The following is a 23,102-nucleotide window of genomic DNA, read 5'->3' on the forward strand; positions in this document are numbered from 1 at the left end:
GAGGTCTACCAACGTCATCAAGGCTTACGCGCAATAATCACCTGACTCTTGGCCACCACCGCGTCCAGCGCCTGCTTGATTTGCGCACCGCGCGGTGAATTCAGCACGGTTTGCCAGGTGTCGGCCCAATGATTGAGCAATGGGTGGTCGGGGTTGCTGAAATCGACCTTGGCCTCCCAGAACAACAACATCCACATCGACCAGTAGAAACCGTATTGGCTGTGGCTCAACACCGTAAGCCCGGCCTCGCTGACCATCGCCTTGAACTGCTCTTCGCTGATGATGCGAATGTGGTTGGGCTTGCGGAAGTACTCCGGCGCGGCGATGTCCTTTTGCAGGTCTTCGGAGCTGGGGTGCGGCACGCTCAACAGGTACAGCGCACCGGGCTGGCCGACCCGTACCAGTTCGGCAAGGAACTGCGCCGGGTCGTCGACATGCTCGATGACTTCGGTGGACACCACCCGCGTGGCCGTGGCGTCGGCAATGGGCAGCGGGTTGCAGTCGGTCACGTGGCACTCGACTTCGCGCGCGGGGGTGTCGCTCAAGCGCTGGCGAGTGGCCTCGACCTTGGCCGCGTCGATGTCGGCGATGATGATCTTCGCCCCGCGCATCGCACAGAAATGCACGTTGCCGCCGTCGCCGCACCCCACGTCCAGCAGCGTGTCTTCAGGGGTCACCGGGAACCCGGTGAACAGTTCGCCGGTTTGCTGGTTGAACCAGCCGCTGAGCATCGCATCGTGCAGCCCGAGCATATACGGGTCGACCTTGTCGGCGACCGGCTCAGCGGGCGCGGGCGTGCCCGTGGTGAGTTTCTTCAAAAGGCTCAGCATGACGGGGCTCCAGAGACAGGAAGGACGGTTCGGGCGGCGGCCAGGCGTTCAACCAGTTGGGCGCCACGATTGCGCATGGGCATTTCGACCCAGCGGTAGTTGAGTTCGCTCAACAGCCCGATCAGCGACAAGGCACAAGCCAGGGCCAGCCAGGGATGGCTTGCCGGGTCCGGCGAGCCCAAGGGGGCGAAACGAAACCACAACTCGCGCAACAGGAAAAACACCGGGATGTGGATCAGGTAGATCCCATAGGAACGACTGCCCATCCAGGTCAGCGCCGTTTTAAAACGGCTGCGAGGCAACAGGTAATCCCGATCATACGAGGCCACCCAGACCAGCACGGCACTGAGCACTGCAATGACCCCGAGACGGTAGAACGACAAATTGAAGTGCTCGGTCGCGATCCAGGCCATCACGCTGCCCAGGCCCACCACCAACAGCACCCCCAAGGGCGGGCGGCGCAACCATGTGGGCTCGAACCGCCAGTAGCTGGACCGCAGGCTCCAGATCGACAACAACACACCCAGCGCCAAGGCATCGGTACGGATCACCGACAGCCACAGCGCCCGCCAGGTGAAAAACTGCACCAGCACCACCGCCAATAGCACCCAGACCAGATAGCGGCGCGAGACAAACACCAGCAGCGGCAGGATCAAATAGAACTGCTCTTCCAAGGAAAGCGTCCAGTACACGAAGCTTGCGCCGTATTCATAGTGCATGAACGCATCGGCAAAACGCAGGTTGGCGAACTGCAGGAAACCGGCCAGGGTCGCCTGCAGGTTGGCCTGCACGCTGCCGAACGCCCCGGAGCGGTTCAGGAAGAACACCGCGAACAGCACCAGCAGCAGCCAGAGCCAAGCCGACGGCAACAGGCGAAACGCCCGGCGAATCCAGAAATCCCGGGTGACGATCCAGAATTGCCGAGGGCTGTCGCAGCGACGCAATTGCGGGATCAGGCTGCGTCCGATGACGAACCCGGATATCGCGAAGAACAGATCCACGCCCCACCACAGTTGGAAGCTGTCGGCCAGGGCTGCCAGGCCCGGCCATCCGCCAGGAAACGGCATGCCTTGCAGGTGATGGAACAACACGCCCATCACCGCAACGGCGCGCAGCAGCTCGATGTCCATGATCCGCTTGCTGCTCATGAAGTGCTCCCGGAGAAAGGATCGGGTTTACGCGCGATGATGACCTGGCTCTTGGGCATGAACCGGTCCAGCACCTGCTTGATCGCCAGGCCGTCAGGTTGCGTCAGCAGGTCCTGCCAGAGGCTCGCCCAACGCTCCATCAACGCAGGATACGGCGCCTGGATGCGGTCGCGCACCGCACCTTCCAGGTCCCGGCCAGCCGCCTGCTCGCTGGCCCAGAAGAAAATCATGCCCATGACCCAGAAAAATCCGCTGGCCTGGCGATGCTCGATTACCAGCCCGGCCTCCTCAACCAGCGCGGCAAATCGTTCGGCACTGAAAATCTGCACATGGTTGGGTGCTTGAAAGTAGCCCGGCGGCGCGATGCCTTGCTGCAAATGCTCGCCCACCGATGCCGGCACGCTGAGCAAATACTGCGCCCCTGGCCGGCCCATGCGCACCAGTTCAGCCATGAACGGCTCCGGCTCATGGATATGCTCGAGCACCTCCATGCAGACGATCTTGTTCGCACAGCCATCGGCCAGGGGCAGCGGCAGGCTGTTGCTGACCAGGCCCAGGAAAGGCGCACCGGCCTGGGCCTCGACCTGGCGGGCCAGGTCGCGCACCTTGTCTTGTTCGCTGTCGGTAAAGATCACGGAGGCACCCTGGCGCATTGCAAACAGGGTCGCCACGCCTTCGCCGCAGCCGACATCCAGCAAGGTGTCGTCGGCCGTGATGGCAAAGCCTTTGAGCAATTCACCGGTTTCACTGCAAAACCAGCCGTCGAGCAGCGCGTCGTAGAGGCCGGCATCCCGGGGCGAAACGGCCACCACCGGCGGTGGCGAAGGCTCCACCGCAGGCCTGAGCCCGGCCAGCCATCGGCGGATCATGACTCCTGCGCGTTCCGGCGCCGCTCAGGTATGGCTTCGAAAAAAACCCGCAAACGCTGCTCGGCGTTGGCCTGGCTGCAGAACTTCTCCAGGCTGCGCACGGCGTGGGCCGACATGCGGCGATAACGCTCGGGGTCGTTTTTGGCCACGTCATAACTGGCGCGGTAGGCCGAACACAGCGAGTCCCAATCGGTGACATAACGCAGGGTCCGGTACGCGGCACGGGGGTCGTGGGGCCAGGCGGTCAACTCCTCGGTCGACTCCACCACAAACGCATTGTCGTGGTCGATGTAGTCGGCCATCGCCGTGTTCAGCGGCGCAATCGCCGGACGGCCGCAGGACATGAACTCCATCAACGGCAGGCACTGCCCTTCGCCATAGGAACTGTTGACCACGTATCGGGTGGCTTCCACCAGCCGCTCGTAATCCGCGTCCGCCAGGTATCCATGTATCAGCACGATGCGGCAGCGGTACGACTGGTTCTTGTAAACGTGATGGAGCATGTCGGTGAGCGCGGCAGTGACGTCGTGATGCGTCAGCTTGAGCACTAGAGTCGCGTCGGAAACGTCGCGGAACGTCGCGCAAAATGCGCTGATCATGTCCTTCCAGTTCTTGCGGCCGTCATAAGGATTGAACACGGAGGTATAGATCACACCGTCCAGGAGCAACTCGCAATCCTGCGCCGGGCCGTCCAGCACCAGCGGCGTACCCGCCTGATGCGCCGGCGGACCATAAGGCCGCAGGTCGGTGGTGCGGCTGTCGATCAACAGGCCACGCAATTGCAGGCGCATGTGCTCCACCGTCGGCCGCTGGGCCAGCACCGCGCCGCGCGCCGCAAAGCGGTCCCACACCGGCGCCGCGATGGCAGTGATGGGGAAGTCCTCTCCCATCACTTCACGAACGGTTTTAACGGTGAAGCTGGAGTGGGTAATCGCCATGCCGGTTGCGCCCAGGACCACCCGCCAGTCGTGCCGCGGCTCGCCCTGCCAGCTTTCGGTAGGAATGGTGCTGAACTCCCAGGCGAACACCGCAACTGTCGGGCAAGCGTAGTGGGCAGCAGTACGATGAGGGGGTGAGAACGACAGGAATACGCAATCCTCGCCACGCCCCAGGCAATCGGCGTACAGCTGATCGACCTCGTCGTCAGGCCGAGTCACTTCGACGACCCGCCCCAGCCGCTCCAACACCGGGCGAAACTCCTTGAGCACGAAGTAATAGCTGTACTCGGGCTTGCCGAGGTTTTCCAGAATGTTGCTCTGGTTGGTTTCCGAATAAATGATGATCAACATGAGGCGGTACCTGCCTGGAGCACCAGCGGCAGCCCTTCGTCACAACCGGGCACAGCCAGGAAATCCGCCAGGCGCTGCTGCACCGGGGTGAACGCGCAATAGCGGCGCATCCGCTCGTTCGCGGCAACGGCCATGGCCTGGTAGGCCTGCGGCTGGTGCTTCGCCGTGGCGTAGCTCTGCTGGTAGGCGAGTTTCAATGAGCCCCAGTCGGGCCGATGGCGCAGGGTGCGGTACAAGATGCGCGAGTCTTCCGGCCAGATGGTCGGTTCGCGGCTGGACTTGACGATGAAGGCCACCTCGGCGTCGATGTAGTCGCGCATCGCCGTGTGGTCCGGTGCGATGACTGGGCGGGCGCAGGACATGAACTCCATCAACGGCAGGCACAGGCCTTCGCAGCGGGACGCATTGACGTAGAAACTCGCCGCGCCATACAGCCGGGCGAATTGTTCGTCCTCCAGGTAACCGTGCATCACCACCACCCGGCAACTGAACGGCGACAGCTGGGACAGCAGCGTCAGCAGCTCGACGTAGTAGGTCGACAGGTCGTTCTGAGTCATTTTCAGTACCAGCGTGGCGTCCTCGACGTCGCGCAGGGCCCAACAGAACGCGGTGATCAAGTGATGCCAGTTCTTGCGACCGTCATCGGGGTTGAACACGCTGACGTACACCACCCCGCTGACGTCGGTCTCCACCACCTGGCTGGTGTCCGGCAGGACGGCCTGGGGATGTTCCGGTGAGGCTGGCTCTGGAATGGGTTCTGGAACAGGCTCTGGAGTGGTCTCTACGATCACCGGCGGCGGTGCCGGCCCCCTCAGGATCCTGCTGACCGCAACGCGTATCGGCACCGGTATCAAGTCGCGGACCGCTTCGCGATACCAGCACACCAGGTTGTGCTTGAACAGCCACACAGGGCCCTGCTCGTTCTTGCCGGTAAACGCGCGAATCATTTCACGCAGGTAATGGCGGGAAATGAATGCCCGCCGCCGCCAAGTCAGGGGCGGCGGCTCGATGATTGGTTCGGGTTCGGGCTCCGGTTCGGGCTCCGACGCCTCTTCGAAGATCGGCGCGATCAAGCCGTCCGCCGAAAGCCCGAGAGGCCGGCTGTCGATGATGCAGCCCTTGATCTGCAAGGTCGTTCCCGGGTTCACCGGCAAGCTTGGGTGTTGCTCACGAACCGCCGCGAAACGCTCCCACAGCGGCGTGGGCAATACCAACACCGGGAAGTCTTCGCCCAAAGTTCGACGGATCGCCTCGGCCGTGTGGCTGGACAGCGTAATCACCCGACCATGACGGGCCAGCGTGCGGCTCCAGTCATGGCGCAGGTCGTCGTCCCAGTGCTCGGCCGGGATCGAATCGAACTCCCAGGCCACCACGCAGACCATCGGACAAAGCAGGCCCAGCGGCGTCTTGTGCGGAGGTGAGAACGAAAGAAACAAGCAGTCCTGCCCGGCCGCCTGCAACGTTTGGTAAAGCGGATCGACCTCGGCGACCGACGACACCACATGCACCGGCCCCAGGCTTTCCAGCACGGGACGATAGGCCTTGAGCACGAAGTAATAGCTGTACTCAGGGCGACCGAGGCTCTGGCTGATGGAGTGATCGTTTACGTCCGAGTAAAGAATGAAATTCATGGGATCCCATCATGGCACCGCCGTCCCGGCAGCCCCACTTCATGACGGTCGAGTCACGCATCGAGCCGGCCCGGGGCCGCCACGCGTCGTTCGTCTTGCTACCCGTCTCGTTCTTGTTTTTTTGTGGTCCCGCCCCTGGGCTCATCTCGAAGATCGAAACCTGGGACAGTGTGACGAGGGGCATTCTAAACACATCCACCAAGGGTTCGTGAACCGCTCGACGTGAATAAACCAGCTATAAATATGAGAACTGACCGGTCACGGTTTGCGCTGTTGAAATTGCGTTGAAATTGGCCCAGATTGGCAACCAAACAACTACAACAAATGCTTCTCCAAGCTGATCGTTGCGTGATTTTTCCCCGATCTTACGGAAATTTCCCACTCGGTTCGCACTAGACGAAGCAACCGTCAAAGGGGGCTGGTGCTTGAAAAAACGTCTGTTCGTTACGGGCCTCAGCGGTTTCGTTGGACGTCACCTCAAATCTCGACTGAACGGTCATGATTCGGCGTGGCAGGTGATGCCTGTCGCTGCCCGCTACGACCTGATGGATGCCAAGACCCTGGAAGGCCTCTGGCCCGAGATTCCCGACGCCGTGATCCACCTGGCGGGCCAGACCTTTGTCCCCGAAGCCTTCCGCGATCCGGCACGCACCCTGCACATCAACCTGCTGGGCACCTTGAACCTGCTCCAGGCCCTCAAGGCCCGGGGTTTCACCGGGACATTCCTGTATGTCAGCTCCGGTGATGTCTATGGCCAGGTCAGCGAAGACCACCTGCCGATTACCGAACTGCAACTGCCCTCCCCGCGCAACCCGTATGCGGTGAGCAAGCTGTCGGCCGAACTGCTGAGCCTGCAATGGGGCATGAGCGAAGGCTGGCCGGTGCTGGTGGCCCGCCCGTTCAATCACGTCGGTCCCGGGCAGAAGGACAGCTTCGTCATTGCCAGCGCCGCCCGGCAAATCAGCCGGATCAAGCTGGGCCTGCAACCGGCTCGGCTGCAAGTGGGCGATATCGACGTGACCCGCGACTTCCTCGATGTCGGCGATGTGATTTCGGCCTACCTGGCCCTGCTGGACAACGGTGCCCCGGGACAGGTCTACAACATCTGCTCGGGCCGCGAGCAGAGCATTCGCAGCCTGATCGAACAACTGGGCGATATCGCCCAGGTCGACGTGCAACTGATCCAGGACCCTGCGCGCCTTCGCCGCGCAGAACAGCGTCGCGTCTGTGGTAGCCCAGCCAAGCTACGACAGGCCACCGGATGGACGCCTGAAACAACAACACAACAATCCTTGCGGGCGATCCTGTCCGACTGGGAGATACGGGTACAACAAGAATGAAAAGTGCATTGATCACAGGGATCACCGGTCAAGACGGCGCGTATCTGGCCAAGTTGCTGCTCGACAAGGGTTACAAGGTCCACGGCCTGGTGGCGCGACGAAGCAGCGACTCGCGCTGGCGGCTGCGAGAGATGGGCATCGAACAGGACATCGTTTACCTGGACGGTGACATGGCCGATGCCTGCTCGGTGCAACGGGCCGTGATCAAGTCGGCGCCGGACGAGGTGTACAACCTGGCCGCGCAAAGTTTCGTCGCGGCCTCCTGGGACCAGCCGGTGACCACCGGCATCGTCGATGGGCTGGGGGTCACCCACCTGCTCGAAGCCATTCGCCAGTTCAGCATGCATACGCGCTTCTACCAGGCCTCCACCAGCGAAATGTTCGGCCTGATCCAGGCCGAGCAGCAGGACGAGCACACCCCGTTTTACCCACGCAGCCCCTATGGCGTGGCGAAACTGTACGGCCACTGGATCACCGTCAACTACCGGGAAAGCTTCGGCCTGCATGCCAACAGCGGCATCCTGTTCAACCACGAATCACCGCTGCGTGGCATCGAGTTCGTCACCCGCAAGGTCACCGATGCCGCTGCGCGCATCAAGCAGGGCAAGCAGCAGGAGTTGCGCCTGGGCAATATCGACACCAAGCGCGACTGGGGCTTTGCCGGCGATTACGTCGAGGCCATGTGGCTGATGTTGCAACAGGACACCCCCGACGATTACGTAGTGGCTACCGGCGTCACCACCACTGTGCGCGAGATGTGCAGGATTGCCTTCGAACACGTGGGCCTGGACTACCGTGACTTCGTCAAGATCGACCCGGCGTTTTTCCGCCCGGCCGAAGTCGAAGTGCTACTCGGCAACCCGGCCAAGGCACAACGCGTCCTGGGCTGGAAGCCCAGGACCGACCTCGACACCCTGATCCGCATGATGATGGATGCGGACATGAAACGCGTCGCCAAGGAGTAGGCCATGCTCATTCCCGTGATTCTCTCCGGCGGAGCCGGGACGAGGTTGTGGCCGGTGTCCCGCGAAGACCACCCCAAGCCCTTCATGCTCTTGCCCGATGGCCAGTCGCTGCTGGGCAAGACCTATCGGCGTGCCGCGGGGTTGTTCGACGGCCGGGGCGATATCGTCACCGTCACCAATCGCGAGTACTACTTCCAGAGCCGCGACCACTATCAAAGCGCCCACCTGGAGCGTCATCGCGGTCACTTCGTGCTCGAACCGACGGGCCGCAACACCGCGCCGGCCATTGCTAGCGCCGCGCTCGCGGTGCAGGCCCTGCACGGTGACGACGCGATCCTGGTGGTCATGCCTGCCGACCACCTGATCCAGGACGAGGCCGCCTTCCAGGCCTCCGTGGCGCACGCCGTGGAACTGGCCAAAAACGGCCACCTGGTGACCTTCGGCGTATTGCCCTCGGCGCCGGAAACCGGCTTCGGCTATATCGAACGGGGCAAGCCCCTGGATACCAAGGGTGCGGCCAAGGTTGTGCGCTTCGTCGAAAAACCCGACCTGCAGACCGCCACGCAATATCTGGAAAGCGGCCGCTTCCTGTGGAATTCGGGGATGTTCTGCTTCTCGGTCAAGACCCTGCTGGCGGAGCTGCAAGCCCACGCCCCCGAGCTGCTGGAACAGGCACGCGCCTGTGTCACGGCCAGTACGGCGGTGGAAACTTCAGGGTGTGTGCAGCAGGAACTGTCCGCGGCACATTTCGCCGAAATGCCAGACATCTCCATCGACTATGCCCTGATGGAGCGCTCCGCCAATGTCGTGGTGATTCCCGCGGCATTCGACTGGAGCGATATCGGCTCCTGGACCGCCGTCGCCGGCCTGGTGCCCGCCGACGGGCAAAACAACCGCGCCACCGGCGAGGCCCTGTTTATCGACAGCCAGAACAACTTCGTCCAGAGCGACGGCCGCCTGGTGGCCGCCCTGGGCGTGGAAAACCTGATCATTATCGACACCGCCGATGCCGTACTGGTGGCCCATGCCGACCGCGCCCAGGATGTTCGTCGCGTCGCCCGGCAACTCAAGGACAAGGATCACGAAGCCTATCGCCTGCACCGTACGGTCAGCCGCCCATGGGGCAGTTATACCGTGCTCGAAGAGGGTCCACGCTTCAAGATCAAGCGTATCGTGGTCAAGCCTGGCGCTTCGCTGTCGCTGCAAATGCACCATCATCGCAACGAACACTGGGTGGTGGTCGAAGGCATGGCCAAGGTCACCAACAACGGCTCGGGTTCGCACCTGGTCGCCAAGAACGAATCGACCTTTATCCCCGCCGGCCACAAGCACCGCCTGGAGAATCCCGGCGTGATCGATCTGGTGATTATCGAAGTGCAAAGCGGCGAATACCTGGGGGAAGACGACATCGTCCGCTTCGAAGATCACTATGGCAGGGCCGTCTGATGCTGCTGGCCTTGCAACGCACACTGTGGAGCTACCGCGGCTTCGTCCTTGGCAGCGTCAAGCGCGAGTTCCAGGCGCGGTATCGCAACTCGTTGTTCGGCGCGCTTTGGACGGTGCTCAACCCGCTGTCGATGATCCTCGTCTACACGGTAATTTTTTCCCACATCATGCGTGCCCGCCTGCCCGGGGTGGAAGACGGCATGGCCTACAGCGTCTATCTCTGCGCCGGGCTGCTGACCTGGGGGTTGTTCGCGGAAATCACCACCCGCAGCCAGGGCATGTTCCTGGAAAACGCCAACCTGCTGAAGAAGATCAGCTTCCCCCGGATCTGCCTGCCGGTGATCGTGCTGTTCAACGCCGGGATCAACTTCGCGATCATCCTCGGGCTGTTCCTCGGTTTCCTGTTGATCACCGGGCGCTGGCCGGGCATTACCTTGCTGGCATTGGTGCCGCTGCTGGCCCTGCAAGTGATGTTCGCCGCCGGGTTGGGCATGCTGCTGGGGATCCTCAATGTGTTTTTCCGTGATGTCGGGCAGTTGTTCGGCATTTGCCTGCAATTCTGGTTCTGGCTCACACCGATCGTTTACCCGATGACGATCCTGCCGCCGCCGATCCAGCAACTGCTCGCCTTCAATCCCATGACCGCCCTGATGCAGAGCTACCAGAACCTGTTTCTCTACAACCAATGGCCGGTCTGGAGCTCGCTGGTGCCGTTGCTGGTGGTCGGCCTGCTGTTATGCACCTTGGGCTTGCGCATGTTTCGTCGGCGCGGCGGTGAAATGGTGGACGAACTCTGATGGGACATTTGCGCGTCAGTGGCCTGGGCAAGGCCTACAAACAGTATCCGAACCGCTGGAGCCGGCTGTTCGAATGGTTGATCCCCTTTTCTCGCCAGCGTCATCAGTTGCATTGGATCCTGCAAGGAGTGGATTTCGAGATCCAGCCCGGGGAAGCCGTCGGCATCGTCGGGGTCAACGGTGCCGGCAAAAGCACATTGCTCAAGATGATCACCGGTACCACCCAACCCACCTGCGGCCACATCCAGTTGCAAGGTCGTGTCGCCGCGCTGCTGGAATTGGGCATGGGCTTTCATCCGGACTTCACCGGTCGCCAGAACGCGTTCATGGCCGGTCAGTTGCTGGGCATGCAGGTGGAGGAAATCGAAGCCTTGATGCCCGAGATCGAAGGGTTCGCCGAAATCGGCGAGGCCATCGACCAGCCGGTACGTACCTATTCCAGCGGCATGCAGATGCGCCTGGCCTTCAGCGTCGCCACCGCCCGGCGCCCGGACATCCTGATCGTCGACGAAGCGCTGTCGGTGGGCGACGCCTACTTCCAACACAAGAGCTTCGAGCGCATCCGCAGCTTCCGCAAGGCCGGCACCACGCTGCTGATCGTGTCCCATGATCGCTCGGCGATCCAGTCGATCTGCGACACCGCCATCCTGCTGGAACACGGACGCATGGCCATGCGCGGCAAGCCCGAAGAAGTGATGGACTATTACAATGCGATGCTGGCCCAGCGCGAAGGCCAGGTGGTCCGCCAGGAAATGCTCGCCAACGGCCAGGTGCGCACGATTTCCGGCACCGGCGAAGCCGGCATCATCGATGTACAACTGCTCAACAGTCAGGAACAGCCGGTGGAAGTGGCCGAGATCGGCCAGCCGATGGTGTTGCAAGTGCGGGTTGAAATCCGCCAGGACATCGAGCGGCTGGTGCTGGGCTTCCTGATCAAGGACCGTCTTGGCCAGCCCATGTACGGCATCAACACTCATCGCCAGGACAAAGCCGTGACCGACCTCAAGGCCGGCGAACAGATCACCTTCCGCTTCAGCTTCGACATGCGCCTGGGCAAGGGCAATTACTCCGTTGCGCTCAGCCTGTCGCGGCTGGACTCGCACCTGGACCGTAATTTCGAATGGCGCGACTACGGGTTGGTGTTTCACGTGATCAATAATCGCCAGGAAGATTTCGTCGGCTGTTCCTGGCTCCAGGCCGAGACCTGCATCCGGCGTTCGAGCCAGCCAACCCTCGACGTGCTGCCGCAAAAGGAGTTGCAATGACCCGTCTACTGGTGGAGTGCACCTATGTCTATGAAAACCCAAAGGCAAACTCCGGGATTCAGAGGGTCGTGCGCAATGTCATCCACGAGCTGCCGACCGAGGACCTGGAGCGCGAATACATTCCCGTGGCGATGCTGCGAGGCAAGCTCTACGAGGTTAAAAGCCTGGTTCCACCACCCGAGAAAGCATGGGACCTGGTCAGCTTGCGCGCACGGCTGGAGCAAGCGGCCAATCTGTTCTGGCTCAGGCACCGGACGCTGGAATCGCGGCGCCCTTTCAGCCAGTCGGCCTGGGCTCGCCGCCTCTTGTACATCGGCTGTCGGCTGTTTGTCTTTGGCTGTCTGAGTATCCCGATTCGTCTGCTCAACCTGCTTCTCAGACGCCGACAGGTTGCGCCGCGCATCATGCCGCTGGAACACCGCGCCGGTGACCAATTGGTGTTGCTGGACTCCTCCTGGCATGCGGATTTCTTCCCTTTGGCTGAACAACTCAAGCGTGACGGCGTCGGGATTATCTCAGTGGTCTACGACCTGATTCCCCTGACCCATCCACAATTCTGCGACGCCGGGCTGGTCAAGGTGTTCAACCGCTGGTTCGATTGGATTGCCCGCACCGCCGACGGCTACATCGCCATCTCCACCACCATCCGGGACCAGCTTCGCCAGGAAATGGTTCGGCGCATTGGCGAGCAGCAGGTACGAGAACGCTGGTTCGACTATTTCTACCTGGGCAGCGAACTGGACCAGATTGATCCCACCCAGGCTGTCGATCCGAATTTGCTGCGGCTGTTCAAGCGCCCCGAGCCGGTGTTCCTGATGGTCAGCACCATCGAGCCGCGCAAAAACCACGCTTACCTGCTCGACGCATTCGAGCGGGCCTGGGCCGCCGGCTCCCAAGCGCGGCTGTGCATCGTCGGGAAGATCGGCTGGAAATGCGAGGCGTTGATCGAACGTATCCGACGTCATCCGCAACTCGATAGCCGCCTGTTCATGTTCAACAACCTCGCGGATCAAAGCCTGGAACACGCCTATCGAAACGCCACTGCGCTGGTGTTCCCGTCCTATGTGGAAGGTTTCGGCCTGCCGCTGGTGGAAGCCATGCAGCGCGGCTTGCCGGCAATGGGCAGCGACATTGAAGTGTTTCGGGAAATCGGCGGTGATTTCATGGCCTATTTCGATCTCGACGAACCCCAAAGCCTGGCGGACCTGGTCACCGACATGGAGCACACCGGGGTATTCCCGGCCAAGCGCAACCTGGATCACTGGCAATGGCTGAGCTGGCGCCAGGCCAGTGCGCAATTGGTGGAGCGGATCGAGGGCCACGTTAACGAAGTCATCGTCGACCGGGAAACAGCATGCGGATAGCCCTCAACGCGCGCATCCTCCAGGCCCCTCGCACTGGCATCGGCCATTACGTAGCGGAGCTGGCCACTGCCCTGGCCCGGGAGCCGGACGTGCAGTTGTCGCTGTTTCATGGCTGGGGTTGGAGTTCGCAATTGCCGCAAACGGCCGCGCCTGGCTATTCAAAGCTAAGCCCCTGGCTTCGGCGGGTTCCGGGAGCCTATCAGGCGCGGCGCTGGCTGGAGCAGAAACGCTTCGATCAAGGCCGTTCAAAGGCCATCGACCTGTATCACGAACCCAGCCTTTGGCCGCTGGCCTTCGAGGGGCCGACGGTGATCACCCTCCATGACCTCACGCACCTGCGCTACCCAGAAACGCAACCACCGGCACGCCTGAAGGAAATCGAGCGACGGCTCGACCGTGCGGTGGAGCTGGCGCAACTGATTCTGACCGACTCGCAGTTCATCGCCGATGAGGTCCAACAGCATTTCGGCCTCCCCGCCGAGCGCCTGCGGGTCGCGCCGCTGGGGGTGGCGGCGCGTTTCCATCCGCGCGAACCCGCAGCCATCGACGCCGTACTCAAGGCCCATGGCCTGGAGCCCGGCCGTTACTTTCTATGTGTCGGCACCCTGGAGCCACGCAAGAACCTGTCACTGGCCCTGCGCGCCCATGCCGGGCTTCCTGAATCCGTACGTCAGACCTTTCCTTTGTTCATCGTAGGAATGAGCGGATGGCAACAGGCACAGCTCAATGATGAGTTGAAAGGCGCCCTGGCTGGCGGTCATGTTTGTCTGGCGGGTTACCTGCCTGACGAACAGGTCGCCCAGCTATTGGCGGGGGCACGGGCGCTGATTTTCCCGTCTTATTACGAAGGCTTTGGCCTGCCGGTGCTTGAAGCCATGGCCAGTGGCACACCGGTAATTACCACCAGCTGCTCGGCGATGCCCGAGGTGGCGGGGCCAGCCGGCAATTACTGCGAGCCGGACGATCCGCAAGGCATGCGCGAAGCCATGGGCCGGTTGATGGAAGATCCCCAGCACTGGCAAGCGTGTCGCGAAGCGGGGCTGCAACAAGCGGCGCTTTTTTCCTGGGAACGCTGTGCGAAGGTCACCGCCCAAGCGTATCGCCAGGTCTTGGGAGGTTGAATGCGAGTCCTGCACTTTTACAAAACCTATTTGCCAGACTCCATGGGGGGCATCGAACAGGTCATCTTCCAGCTGTGCGACAGCACTGACCGGTTGGGTATCGATAACACCGTGCTGGCCCTGAGCAGGCAGCCGGCGCCCGCACCGATCAAGATCCGACAGCATGTCGTTCATCAGGCGCGAATGGACTTCCAACTGGCGTCCACCGGCTTCTCCTACAGCGTGTTCAAGAAATTCCGTGAGCTGGCCGCCGAAGCGGACGTGATCAACTACCACTTCCCCTGGCCGTTCATGGACCTGGTGCATTTTTGCACCTCCGTGAAAAAACCCTACGTCGTGACCTACCATTCGGACATCGTTCGCCAGCGGCACCTGCTCAAGCTCTATCGCCCCTTGATGCGGCGCTTTCTCGACGGCGCCGAGCGTATCGTCGCGGCGTCGCCGAACTATGTTCATACCAGCGATGTGCTCAAGGAATACCCCGCCAAGACCCGGATCATCACCTACGGCCTGAACAAGACCAGTTATCCACAGCCTGACGCCGAGCGCATGGCGGGGTGGAAGGCAAAACTGGGCGAGCGTTTCTTTTTGTTCGTGGGGGTGATGCGTTACTACAAAGGCCTGCACATTCTGCTCGACGCCCTCAAAGGCGTGGATTACCCCGTGGTCATCGTGGGTGCCGGCCCGCTGGAAAAACAACTGCATGCCCAGGCGGCGGCACTGGGCCTGCGCAACCTGCATTTCCTCGGACGCCTGGGGGACGAGGACAAGGTCGCGCTGCTGGAATTGAGTTATGCCATCGTGTTCCCTTCGCACTTGCGCTCCGAAGCCTTTGGCATCTCGCTGCTCGAAGGCGCGATGTTCGGCAAGCCGATGATCTCCAGCGAAATCGGCACCGGCACCAGCTACATCAATGTCCACGAAGAAACCGGCCTGGTGGTGCCACCGAGCAATCCCGAAGCTTTTCGCGAGGCGATGCGCACCCTGTGGGAAAACCCGGCACAAGCCCAGGCCATGGGCGCCAGGGCCGAAGCTCGCTACCGACAGTTGTTCACGTCTGAAGAGATGGGCCGCAAGTGGGTGCGGCTATACGAGGAACTGCTGGAGGAAAAGGCGCTTTCCTACGCCTAGGTCTACTGGAACGATGCAATTGCTGTGGTAAGGGACCTATCTCTGCCATGTGGGAGCAAAGCTTGCTCGCGAAACAGGCGCCTCGATCTCTGAAAGACCGCAGTGCCTTCATCGCGGGCCAGCCTTGCTCCCACAGTGAAGATAAATCCCCTCGCCACCGAGCTCCGTTTCAGGCGTGCTTTTGCAACCCGACAGCCGTACGCGGCATGCCCACGAACCCGGGCAAGGCTTCGATCCGCGCCAGCCAGGCCCGCACATTGGCATAGTCCTCCAACGACACATTGCCTTCCGGTGCGTGGGCGATGTAGCTGTAGCCGGCGATGTCCGCGACGGTCGCAGCGTCACCCGCCAGATAAGCACGGTTGCTCAATTCCTGATCAATGACTTTCAGCACGTTGTGGGAACGGGCAATCACGTCCTCAGCGTTGTAGGCCGCGCCAAACACCGTGATCAGTCGCGCCGTGGCCGGGCCCGCATGGATCGGCCCAGCCGCCGCCGACAACCAGCGCTGCACCCGGGCGGCGCCGATCGGATCGGTCGGCAGCCAGCGGCCCTTGCCATATTTGTGCGCCAGGTACACCAGGATCGCGTTGGAGTCCGCCAGCACCACGCCGCCATCGTCAATGACCGGCACCTGGCCAAACGCATTGAGCGCCAGGAAGTCCGCCTGTTTGTGCGCGCCCTTGGCCAAGTCGACGAAGACTTCTTCGACGGGTAGCCCGAGCAACGAAAGCATTAGTTGAACGCGATGGGAATGGCCGGAAAGCGGGAAATGATAGTGCTTGATAGGGTTCATGGTCGACTCCGCTGCAAGTGACGCCATCAGCACAACGGCGTCGATGGGGTCATCTTCCGCTCCAGGCAGAACCAAGAGAATCACCCAGAAATGCAATCCATTGTTTCAGCCAGCGAAACAATGCTTCAACCGCTCAAGGCCGGATGTTCGCGCAGTGCACCGACGACGAAATCGACAAAACTGCGGACCCGCGCCGGCGCATTTCGCCCGCCCTGGTACACCACATGGATCGGCAGAGGCGGCAATTCGAAATCGGCCAGGACGATTTCCAGTTCCCCGGCCGCCACGTTGCCTGCCACTTGGTAAGACAGGACCCGCGTCATCCCCAACCCCTGGCAGGCCGCCGTGATCGCGGCCTGGTTGGCCGTCACCACCAGCCGAGGCACGGGCCGGACGGCCAACGGTTGGCCTGAATCGAGGAAGGTCCAGCTTTTGACCTGGCCAATGGCCGATGATGCCACCACGGGCATTCGCTCCAAATCCTCCGGATGCCGGGGCCGCCCGTGGCGCGCGAAGAAACCAGGGGCGCCGCACACCACCCGCCGCACTTCACCGACTCGCACGGCGTGCAGGTTGCTGTCCGGCAACTCGCCAATGCGCAGGGCAACATCGATGCCCTCCTCCACCAGGCTGACCGTGCGGTCCAACAACAAGGCGTTGATGCAGACCTCGGGGAACCGGTGCAAGTAATCCACCAGCAGCGGCGTGACGAATAACTGACCGAACAGCACCGGCGCGGTAATCGTCAGCTGCCCTCGGGGCTGGACGTGGCTGCCGGCCGCCGAATCCTCGGCTTCCTGCAAATCGCTCAGGATCCGGCGACAGTCCTCGAGAAAGCGCTGGCCGGCTTCGCTCAAGTACACGTTGCGGGTGGTGCGCACCAGCAATGGCGTGCCGATGCGTTGCTCCAACGCCGCCACCGCCCGCGTGACGCTGGCCGCCGACATCCCCAAGCGCCGCGCTGCCGCCGAAAAACCCGACTCCTGGGCCACGGCGAGGAAAACCTGCATTTCCTGGAACCTGTCCATCCATCCCCCGATGAGAAATCCTGATACAAGTTTTCTGCGCGTCTCAAAGCAGCGCTACGCGGCCATTGTAGAGGCCTGGGCCAGTGAACCACAGCGTAGCGCAGCCAGACACCGGGACATTGGCTCGGCCAGGGGCGATTGCCCTTGGTACCATCCCTCCCCATGACAATTTCATGACCGAAGGAAGAACCTTCTGTGGGAGCGAGCTTGCTCGCGATGGCGGTGTGTCAGTCGATATGAATTCAACTGATCCGACGCTATCGCGAGCAAGCTCGCTCCCACAGGGGTCGTGTCCGTTCAGTAGATTGGTTTCAACCGAAAGGCCTGCTTTTGTGAACGTTCTTTATCGCGCTTCAACCCATCCGCGCGCCGCCCTCATAGCCCTGATTGGCTGCGTACTACTCGTCCCCATGGGCCTGCGTCTCGCCCTGGGCTGGTCCGACCCGCTGGGTTATCTCTCGGACCTGGGTATCGGCGGGTTGCTGATCGTGCTGCTCCATCGCCGTCCCGGGTGGCTGGCGTTCCCGGTATTGCTGGCCTGGAGCGCGTTGACGCTGGCCAGCATCGAGTTGGTCAGCGCGGTCGGGCGGATGCCCAATCCTTCGGACGTGCATTACCTGACCGACCCGCAGTTCGTTGAAAATTCCACCAGCGGCGGCTTCGCCCATCCCTGGCTGGCCGCGCTCCAGTTGTCCGCGCTGGTGTTCTGGCTGGTTACTCAATGGACCAGCCGCCCACGCCAGGCGCCACGCTTGCCGCGCCACGCCTGGGCCGTGCCCGTGTTGCTCCTGTTGGGCCACGGCGCGCTGCAAGCCTGGCGTCCCAGCGAGGCGGACCAATGGAATGTGTTCAACCTGCCTCACCAACTCGTCACCGCAAGTATCGCCGCCGGGCAGGACCAGGCCCGACAATGGCTCGACGGCGATGCGGTGGACCCGCCCCCGCCGATGGAGGGGCTGACCCGCCTGGACCTCGATGGCAACAGACTGCTGGCCGAACCGGGCCGTGCGCGCAACGTCCTGGTCATCGCCCTGGAGGGCATTCCCGGTGCCTACGTGGGCGCCAACCGCCAGGCCTTGAAAAGCAGCTATCAGGAGAACCTGATGCCGCACCTCAGTGCCTGGGCCGAGCGCGGCATGAACACCCCCGATTACGTCCTGCACAGCCACCAGACCATTCGTGGCCTCTACGCGATGCTGTGTGGCGACTACGACAAGCTCGACAACGGCACGCCCAAAGGCGTCGAAATGCTCAACCAGACCCAGCGCAACCAGGCCTGCCTGCCGGCCCAGTTGCGCCAGAACGGCTTTTCCACGCATTTCCTGCAGGGCGCGGGCCTGCGGTTCATGGCCAAGGACCGGATCATGCCGCACATCGGCTTCGACACGACCTTGGGCATGGAGTGGTTCACTCGCCCCGCCTACCTGGAATTCCCTTGGGGCATGGACGACAAGACTTTCTTCGAAGGCGCGCTGGACTACGTCGGGCAACTGCAACAAGCGGACAAACCCTGGATGCTGACCCTGCTGACCGTCGGCACGCACCAGCCCTACTCGGCACCGGATGACTACCTGCAACGCTACGACACCGCCAAGCAGGCAGCAGTGGGTTACCTGGACGACGCCCTGGAAAACTTCCTCGCGGGCCTGGAACGCCAGGGCATCCTGGACAACACCCTGGTGGTCATCACCTCGGACGAATCCCATGGCATCGACGACGTGCGACTGGCCTCCTCCTGGGGGTTCAACCTGACGCTGGCGCCGGAGCCGTTGCCCCGGATCAAGTCAGGCACCTACGGCCACGTCGACTTGACCGCCTCGATCCTCGATTACTTCGGCTTTGCGGTGCCCACGTCATTGTCCGGCCGCTCGATGTTCAGGGACTACCCGACGGGTCGGGAAATCATGTCGTTCACCAACGGCAAGCTTCGCTATCACGATGGCAAGGGCACCTTTACCGAGTGCGACTTCCTCCAGCATTGCCGTGACTACGCCAGCGACGGCTTCATCGCCGACCGCGCCACCTATGGCGGGCAATACAGCGGCCAGCGCGCCAGGCTGATCGGCGCCCGGGCCACGGCCCTGGACCAGACCCTGTTGCGCACGCCCTTGAACCAGCATTATCAATTCGGCAGTGCGGATAAAATCCCGCTGCCGGCCCAGGTCACCAACGACTGGACCGACAACCTGATCGGTGCCCAATACCTGGAAATGCCCAAGGGTTCACAGACCCGCGTCAGCCTGACCATCCGCGCCGTGGAGGCTGACCACGCCGCCTACATTTCCCTCAAGGCCAAGGAGTTCGAACAGGATGTGTCGATGGACCTGCCGACAGACGTGGCGGTGACACCCGACCAGCCGCTGGTGATGAACCTCCGTTTCGACAACCCGCAGCAGCGCAAGGCGTTTTCCTTCCATCTGCTCGGTCATGGCGTCGGCGCCATCGAGATCAGCGACTTCAGCGTCGTGACCGAACTGCCGGACCAGACCGACAAGCCGGAATATCTGGACGATATGCAGGACGACAGCGAGGCCCAATCCAGCTGAACGAAAAACGCGGCTAATCCAGCAACCGATGCAGCTTGGCGTACTGCAACAGCATGATGGTCTTGCCGTCGCAAATCTCCCCGGTCTCGATCATGCCCAAGGCCTGGTCGAGGGGTAGCTCCAGCACTTCGATCTCTTCGCCCTCGGCTTCCAGGCCGCCGCCTGCGTGCTGCTTGTCTTCATCGAAGTACTCGCCGACGAAAAAATGCACCCGTTCCGTCACCGAGCCCGGGCTCATGAAGGCGTCGAACACCTTGCGCACGTCCTGGATGATATAGCCGGTTTCTTCCTGGGTTTCCTTGCGGATGCAGGTGTGCGGGTCGTCGTTGTCCAGCAGGCCAGCGCAGGTTTCTATCAACAAGTCGTCGTGCCCGTTGACGAAGGCCGGGAAGCGGAATTGCCGGGTCAACACCACGGTCTGCTTGGCCTTGCTGTACAGCAGGATCGTGGCACCGTTGCCACGGTCGTAGGTCTCGCGCGTCAGCTCGCGCCATTGGCCGTTGCGACCGAGGTAGTCGTAGGTGGTCTTGCGCAGCACGTACCAATCATCCGAGAGGACTTCGACGTGCTTGATGCGTACGCGATCCTTGATGCCGATTGCCTGTGTCATTTGCCCACTCCGTTCGGGACCCGAGGTCCCCTTTGAAAACTCCATTCGCACCTCTTCCATGCCCACAAGAAAACTCACGATGGCCCATCGTTTTTTCTAGTTCGACAAAATCTGCCCGCTCATTAAATCTTCGACCAGCCCTGAGCCTGCGGGGATTCGATCAATAAAAAAGAAACCAGACGAGCATTCCTCATGGGCATCAATCTGAAATTCGGCCACAAGATTCTTCTGGGTGCCTGCCTCATCGTGATGGCGGTATTCCTGTCTTTCTCGTTGTTCAACGACCATCGCCAGCAAGCCAGCACCCGCGAAGCACTGCACCGCAACCTACAGGCCACCGGCCAGTTGCTGGGCGCGAACCTCGACAGCTGGCTGGCCGGCCGGATCCTGTTGATCGAAGGTGCCGCCGAAACCATCGCCGCCAATCCCACTTCGCAGACCATCGGTGCCATTCTCTCCCAGGACATCATTACAAGGACCTTCATCGCCAGCTACGTCGGCCTTGAAGACAGTCGTTTCTTTATCCATCCCGAACGGGTAATGCCCGACGGGTATGATGTTCGCCAGCGCGCCTGGTACAAAGACGCGGCTCGCAGCCTTGAACCGGTGCTGACCGAACCCTATATCGGTGCTGGTATTGATTACCTGATCATGACCCAAGCGGCGCCGATCAAGGTCGATGGCAAGGCTGTGGGTGTGCTGGGTGCGAGCCTGAGCCTGGAGCAACTCGCGAAAATCATCAATGCCGTGGACCTCAACGGCATAGGCTACGCCTTCCTGGTCAGCGACGACGGCAAGATCCTGGTGCACCCGGACAACACACGAGTGACCAAGACTCTCGCCCAAGCGTTCCCCGAAGGCCCGCCGAGCATCAACAGCGCCTTGAATGAAGTGCAGGAAAACGGCCGGACGCGGATCGTCACGTTTACCCCGATCAACGGCCTGCCCTCGCTGCACTGGTCCATCGGACTTTCAGTGGATAAAGACAAGGCCTACGCCGCACTCCACGAGTTTCGCACTTCGGCGTTGGTCGCCACATTGATCGCCATGCTGGTGACGGTCGGTTTGCTCGGCCTGTTGATCAATGCCCTGATGCGACCACTACGCAGCATGGGCTCGGCCATGCAATCCATAGCCGATGGCGAAGGCGACCTGACCCAGCGCCTGCACAGCCTGTCCCGGGACGAGTTCGGCATGATGGCCGGCGGGTTCAACCGCTTCGTCGAACGTATCCAGCAGTCGATCCGGGAAGTCCTGGCGTCCAGTGTCCAGCTCACCCACTTGGCGGCACAGGTCAGCCAGGCGTCAAACGCATCCCTGAAAAGCTCTGACACGCAAGCCGCGCTGACCCATAACGTCGCCACGGCTATCAACGAGCTTGGGGCCGCAGCCCAGGAAATCGCCCGCAGCGCCGCTCATGCCTCAAGCCGCGCCTCTGATACCAGGGATCAGACCCAAGAAGGCCAGGCGGTGGTGCAGCGCAGTATCAGCGCCATGTCGCAACTCTCGTCGCAGGTGGTCAATACCCGCCAGGACATCGAAAGCCTGAATGAGAAAACGCTGAAAATCGGACGTATTCTCGACGTCATCAAAGGCATCTCCGACCAGACCAACTTGCTGGCCCTTAACGCTGCCATCGAGGCCGCCCGCGCCGGAGATGCCGGGCGCGGTTTTGCTGTGGTCTCGGACGAAGTCCGTACGCTCGCCCATCGCACCCAACAGTCCGCTCAGGAAATCCACAGCATGATCGAGGAACTGCAAGCAGGTGCCGGCAGCGCCGTGAGCGCCATGCTCGAAAGCCAGCGTCACAGCGACGACAACGTCACTACCGCCAGGCTCGCGGGCGAGCGACTCAACCGTGTGCTGCTGGGCATCGGCGAGATCGACGAGATCAACCTGTCGGTAGCCACCGCCACCGAAGAACAAACCTCAGTGGTGGACAATCTGGATCGCGACATCAGCCACATCAATGACCTGAACCAGGAAATGGTCGGCAATTTGCAATCCACCTTGCAGGCCTGCACAGAACTGGAAAACCAGTCACGCCGCCTGCAACAAATGGTCAACACCTTCAAGATCTAAGGGTCATTCAGACCGGGTAGGCGGGACGCGGGGCAGTGCTCGTTTGTGGGCCGTCTTGAGGTAGGCGCGCTCAATGATCTGTCGCGCCTGCGGCGACACCGCTTCGCCCATCAGATACCCATCGATTTGCTCGTAGCTGCAGCCATACGCCACTTCATCGAGCTTGCCGGGTGCCAGGTCTTCCAAATCGGCGGTCGGTGCCTTGCGCACCAGGTACGCGGGGGCGCCCATCGCATCGGCCAACAATCTCACCTGAGTCTTCGTCAACCCGGACAGCGGGGCCAGGTCGCACGCGCCGTCGCCGAACTTGGTGAAAAAACCCATGACCGCCTCCGCCCCATGATCGGTGCCAACCACCAACCCATTGCTCAGATTGGCAATGGCGTATTGCGCCAGCATCCGTGCCCGGGCCTTGGCGTTGCCTTTGGCAAAGTCGATGAGCTCGGCGCCAGGCTGCAAGCCGTCGATGGCGATACTGCCCATCAGCCCGTCGACACAAGCGGCGATGTTGCTGGTGGTGATCACGTCCGGCCGGATGAAGTCCAGGGACGCCTGGGCGTCTTGCTCATCTGCCTGAGCCTTATAGGGCAACCGGACGGCGATAAAACGCGCCTCGTAGTCTGCCTCCCGCAATTGCTCCACCGCCAACTGGCATAGGCGGCCGGCGGTGAGCGAGTCGACGCCTCCACTGATCCCCAGGACCAGGGACTTGCAACCGGACTCGCGCAAGATCTGCTTGATGAATTCGATGCGGCGGGCAATCTCGGTGGCTTCGCCACCCCGTGTGAGTTGACGATCGATGCCCAGTTCCCGGGCAATGCGTTCTTGCACAAGCGAAGTCATA

19 protein-coding genes are annotated in these 23,102 nt (G+C 61.8%); 10 read left to right on the top strand and 9 right to left on the bottom strand.

The window, feature by feature from the left end; translation table 11 throughout:
* Window positions 1-17: 17 nt before the first annotated feature.
* The 5 genes from QMK47_RS00685 to QMK47_RS00705 are packed head-to-tail and all read right to left on the bottom strand — an operon-like array spanning window position 18 to window position 5,767.
* Window positions 18-830 (bottom strand): class I SAM-dependent methyltransferase, encoded by an 813-nt coding sequence (locus QMK47_RS00685; protein ID WP_253470521.1) that lies wholly within the window; start codon window positions 828-830, stop codon window positions 18-20.
* On the bottom strand, window positions 824-1,978 hold the full coding sequence (locus tag QMK47_RS00690; RefSeq protein WP_214511101.1) for an acyltransferase family protein: 1,155 nt from the start codon (window positions 1,976-1,978) through the stop codon (window positions 824-826). Before QMK47_RS00690 ends, QMK47_RS00685 begins: the two co-directional genes overlap by 7 nt.
* Window positions 1,975-2,847 carry a class I SAM-dependent methyltransferase gene (locus QMK47_RS00695; RefSeq protein ID WP_253470525.1) on the bottom strand — a complete coding sequence of 291 codons (873 nt, stop codon included), beginning with the start codon at window positions 2,845-2,847 and terminating at the stop codon, window positions 1,975-1,977. Before QMK47_RS00695 ends, QMK47_RS00690 begins: the two co-directional genes overlap by 4 nt.
* On the bottom strand, window positions 2,844-4,136 hold the full coding sequence (locus QMK47_RS00700) for a glycosyltransferase (protein WP_253470527.1): 1,293 nt from the start codon (window positions 4,134-4,136) through the stop codon (window positions 2,844-2,846). Before QMK47_RS00700 ends, QMK47_RS00695 begins: the two co-directional genes overlap by 4 nt.
* A complete protein-coding gene (locus QMK47_RS00705; RefSeq protein WP_258690080.1) occupies window positions 4,130-5,767 on the bottom strand; it encodes a glycosyltransferase in 1,638 nt (545 codons plus the stop codon). The genes QMK47_RS00700 and QMK47_RS00705 overlap by 7 nt, the downstream gene beginning before the upstream one ends.
* Window positions 5,768-6,192: 425 nt before the next feature.
* Between QMK47_RS00705 and QMK47_RS00710 the strand changes: the two genes are divergently transcribed.
* The 8 genes from QMK47_RS00710 to QMK47_RS00745 are packed head-to-tail and all read left to right on the top strand — an operon-like array spanning window position 6,193 to window position 15,196.
* Entirely contained in the window at window positions 6,193-7,107 is a 915-nt protein-coding gene (locus QMK47_RS00710) for a GDP-mannose 4,6-dehydratase (RefSeq protein WP_253470531.1), read from the top strand.
* The gene (gene gmd, locus QMK47_RS00715) at window positions 7,104-8,072 is read left to right on the top strand and encodes a GDP-mannose 4,6-dehydratase (RefSeq protein WP_253470533.1); all 969 of its coding nucleotides are present in this window, start codon (window positions 7,104-7,106) and stop codon (window positions 8,070-8,072) included. The genes QMK47_RS00710 and gmd overlap by 4 nt, the downstream gene beginning before the upstream one ends.
* 3 nt (window positions 8,073-8,075) lie before the next feature.
* Window positions 8,076-9,518, top strand: coding sequence for a mannose-1-phosphate guanylyltransferase/mannose-6-phosphate isomerase (locus tag QMK47_RS00720; protein WP_253470535.1), 1,443 nt, complete (start codon window positions 8,076-8,078; stop codon window positions 9,516-9,518).
* Window positions 9,518-10,315 (top strand): ABC transporter permease, encoded by a 798-nt coding sequence (locus tag QMK47_RS00725; protein ID WP_253470537.1) that lies wholly within the window; start codon window positions 9,518-9,520, stop codon window positions 10,313-10,315. The genes QMK47_RS00720 and QMK47_RS00725 overlap by 1 nt, the downstream gene beginning before the upstream one ends.
* On the top strand, window positions 10,315-11,580 hold the full coding sequence (locus tag QMK47_RS00730) for an ABC transporter ATP-binding protein (protein WP_258690081.1): 1,266 nt from the start codon (window positions 10,315-10,317) through the stop codon (window positions 11,578-11,580). Before QMK47_RS00725 ends, QMK47_RS00730 begins: the two co-directional genes overlap by 1 nt.
* Complete coding sequence (locus QMK47_RS00735) at window positions 11,577-12,944, top strand: glycosyltransferase family 4 protein (RefSeq protein ID WP_258690082.1); 1,368 nt, start codon at window positions 11,577-11,579, stop codon at window positions 12,942-12,944. Before QMK47_RS00730 ends, QMK47_RS00735 begins: the two co-directional genes overlap by 4 nt.
* Window positions 12,935-14,065 carry a glycosyltransferase family 1 protein gene (locus tag QMK47_RS00740; RefSeq protein WP_320389658.1) on the top strand — a complete coding sequence of 377 codons (1,131 nt, stop codon included), beginning with the start codon at window positions 12,935-12,937 and terminating at the stop codon, window positions 14,063-14,065. Before QMK47_RS00735 ends, QMK47_RS00740 begins: the two co-directional genes overlap by 10 nt.
* Window positions 14,066-15,196 carry a glycosyltransferase family 4 protein gene (locus tag QMK47_RS00745; RefSeq protein ID WP_320389659.1) on the top strand — a complete coding sequence of 377 codons (1,131 nt, stop codon included), beginning with the start codon at window positions 14,066-14,068 and terminating at the stop codon, window positions 15,194-15,196. It begins immediately after the preceding gene.
* A 169-nt stretch (window positions 15,197-15,365) separates the two neighbouring features.
* On the opposite strand, the gene QMK47_RS00750 is transcribed toward QMK47_RS00745, so the two are convergent.
* Complete coding sequence (locus tag QMK47_RS00750) at window positions 15,366-15,992, bottom strand: glutathione S-transferase family protein (RefSeq protein ID WP_253470548.1); 627 nt, start codon at window positions 15,990-15,992, stop codon at window positions 15,366-15,368.
* 125 nt (window positions 15,993-16,117) lie between these two features.
* Window positions 16,118-17,020 carry a LysR family transcriptional regulator gene (locus QMK47_RS00755; RefSeq protein WP_253470550.1) on the bottom strand — a complete coding sequence of 301 codons (903 nt, stop codon included), beginning with the start codon at window positions 17,018-17,020 and terminating at the stop codon, window positions 16,118-16,120.
* Between the two features lie 332 nt (window positions 17,021-17,352).
* Here QMK47_RS00755 and QMK47_RS00760 point away from each other — a divergent pair, with 332 nt between their 5' ends.
* Window positions 17,353-19,566, top strand: a complete 2,214-nt coding sequence (locus QMK47_RS00760; RefSeq protein WP_320389660.1) for an LTA synthase family protein — start codon at window positions 17,353-17,355, stop codon at window positions 19,564-19,566.
* Between the two features lie 13 nt (window positions 19,567-19,579).
* Here the strand turns inward: QMK47_RS00760 and nudK are convergent, their stop codons facing one another.
* On the bottom strand, window positions 19,580-20,176 hold the full coding sequence (gene nudK / locus QMK47_RS00765; RefSeq protein WP_253470554.1) for a GDP-mannose pyrophosphatase NudK: 597 nt from the start codon (window positions 20,174-20,176) through the stop codon (window positions 19,580-19,582).
* Window positions 20,177-20,368: 192 nt separating this feature from the next.
* Between nudK and QMK47_RS00770 the strand changes: the two genes are divergently transcribed.
* Entirely contained in the window at window positions 20,369-22,258 is a 1,890-nt protein-coding gene (locus tag QMK47_RS00770) for a methyl-accepting chemotaxis protein (RefSeq protein ID WP_320389661.1), read from the top strand.
* Between the two features lie 3 nt (window positions 22,259-22,261).
* Here QMK47_RS00770 and nadE read toward each other — a convergent pair whose 3' ends face one another.
* Window positions 22,262-23,101, bottom strand: a complete 840-nt coding sequence (nadE, locus tag QMK47_RS00775; protein ID WP_253470559.1) for an ammonia-dependent NAD(+) synthetase — start codon at window positions 23,099-23,101, stop codon at window positions 22,262-22,264.
* Between the last annotated feature and the right edge of the window lies 1 nt (window position 23,102).

The sequence above is a fragment of the Pseudomonas sp. P9_35 genome (assembly GCF_034008205.1).
GTDB classification, from domain to species: Bacteria; Pseudomonadota; Gammaproteobacteria; order Pseudomonadales; family Pseudomonadaceae; genus Aquipseudomonas; species Aquipseudomonas kilonensis.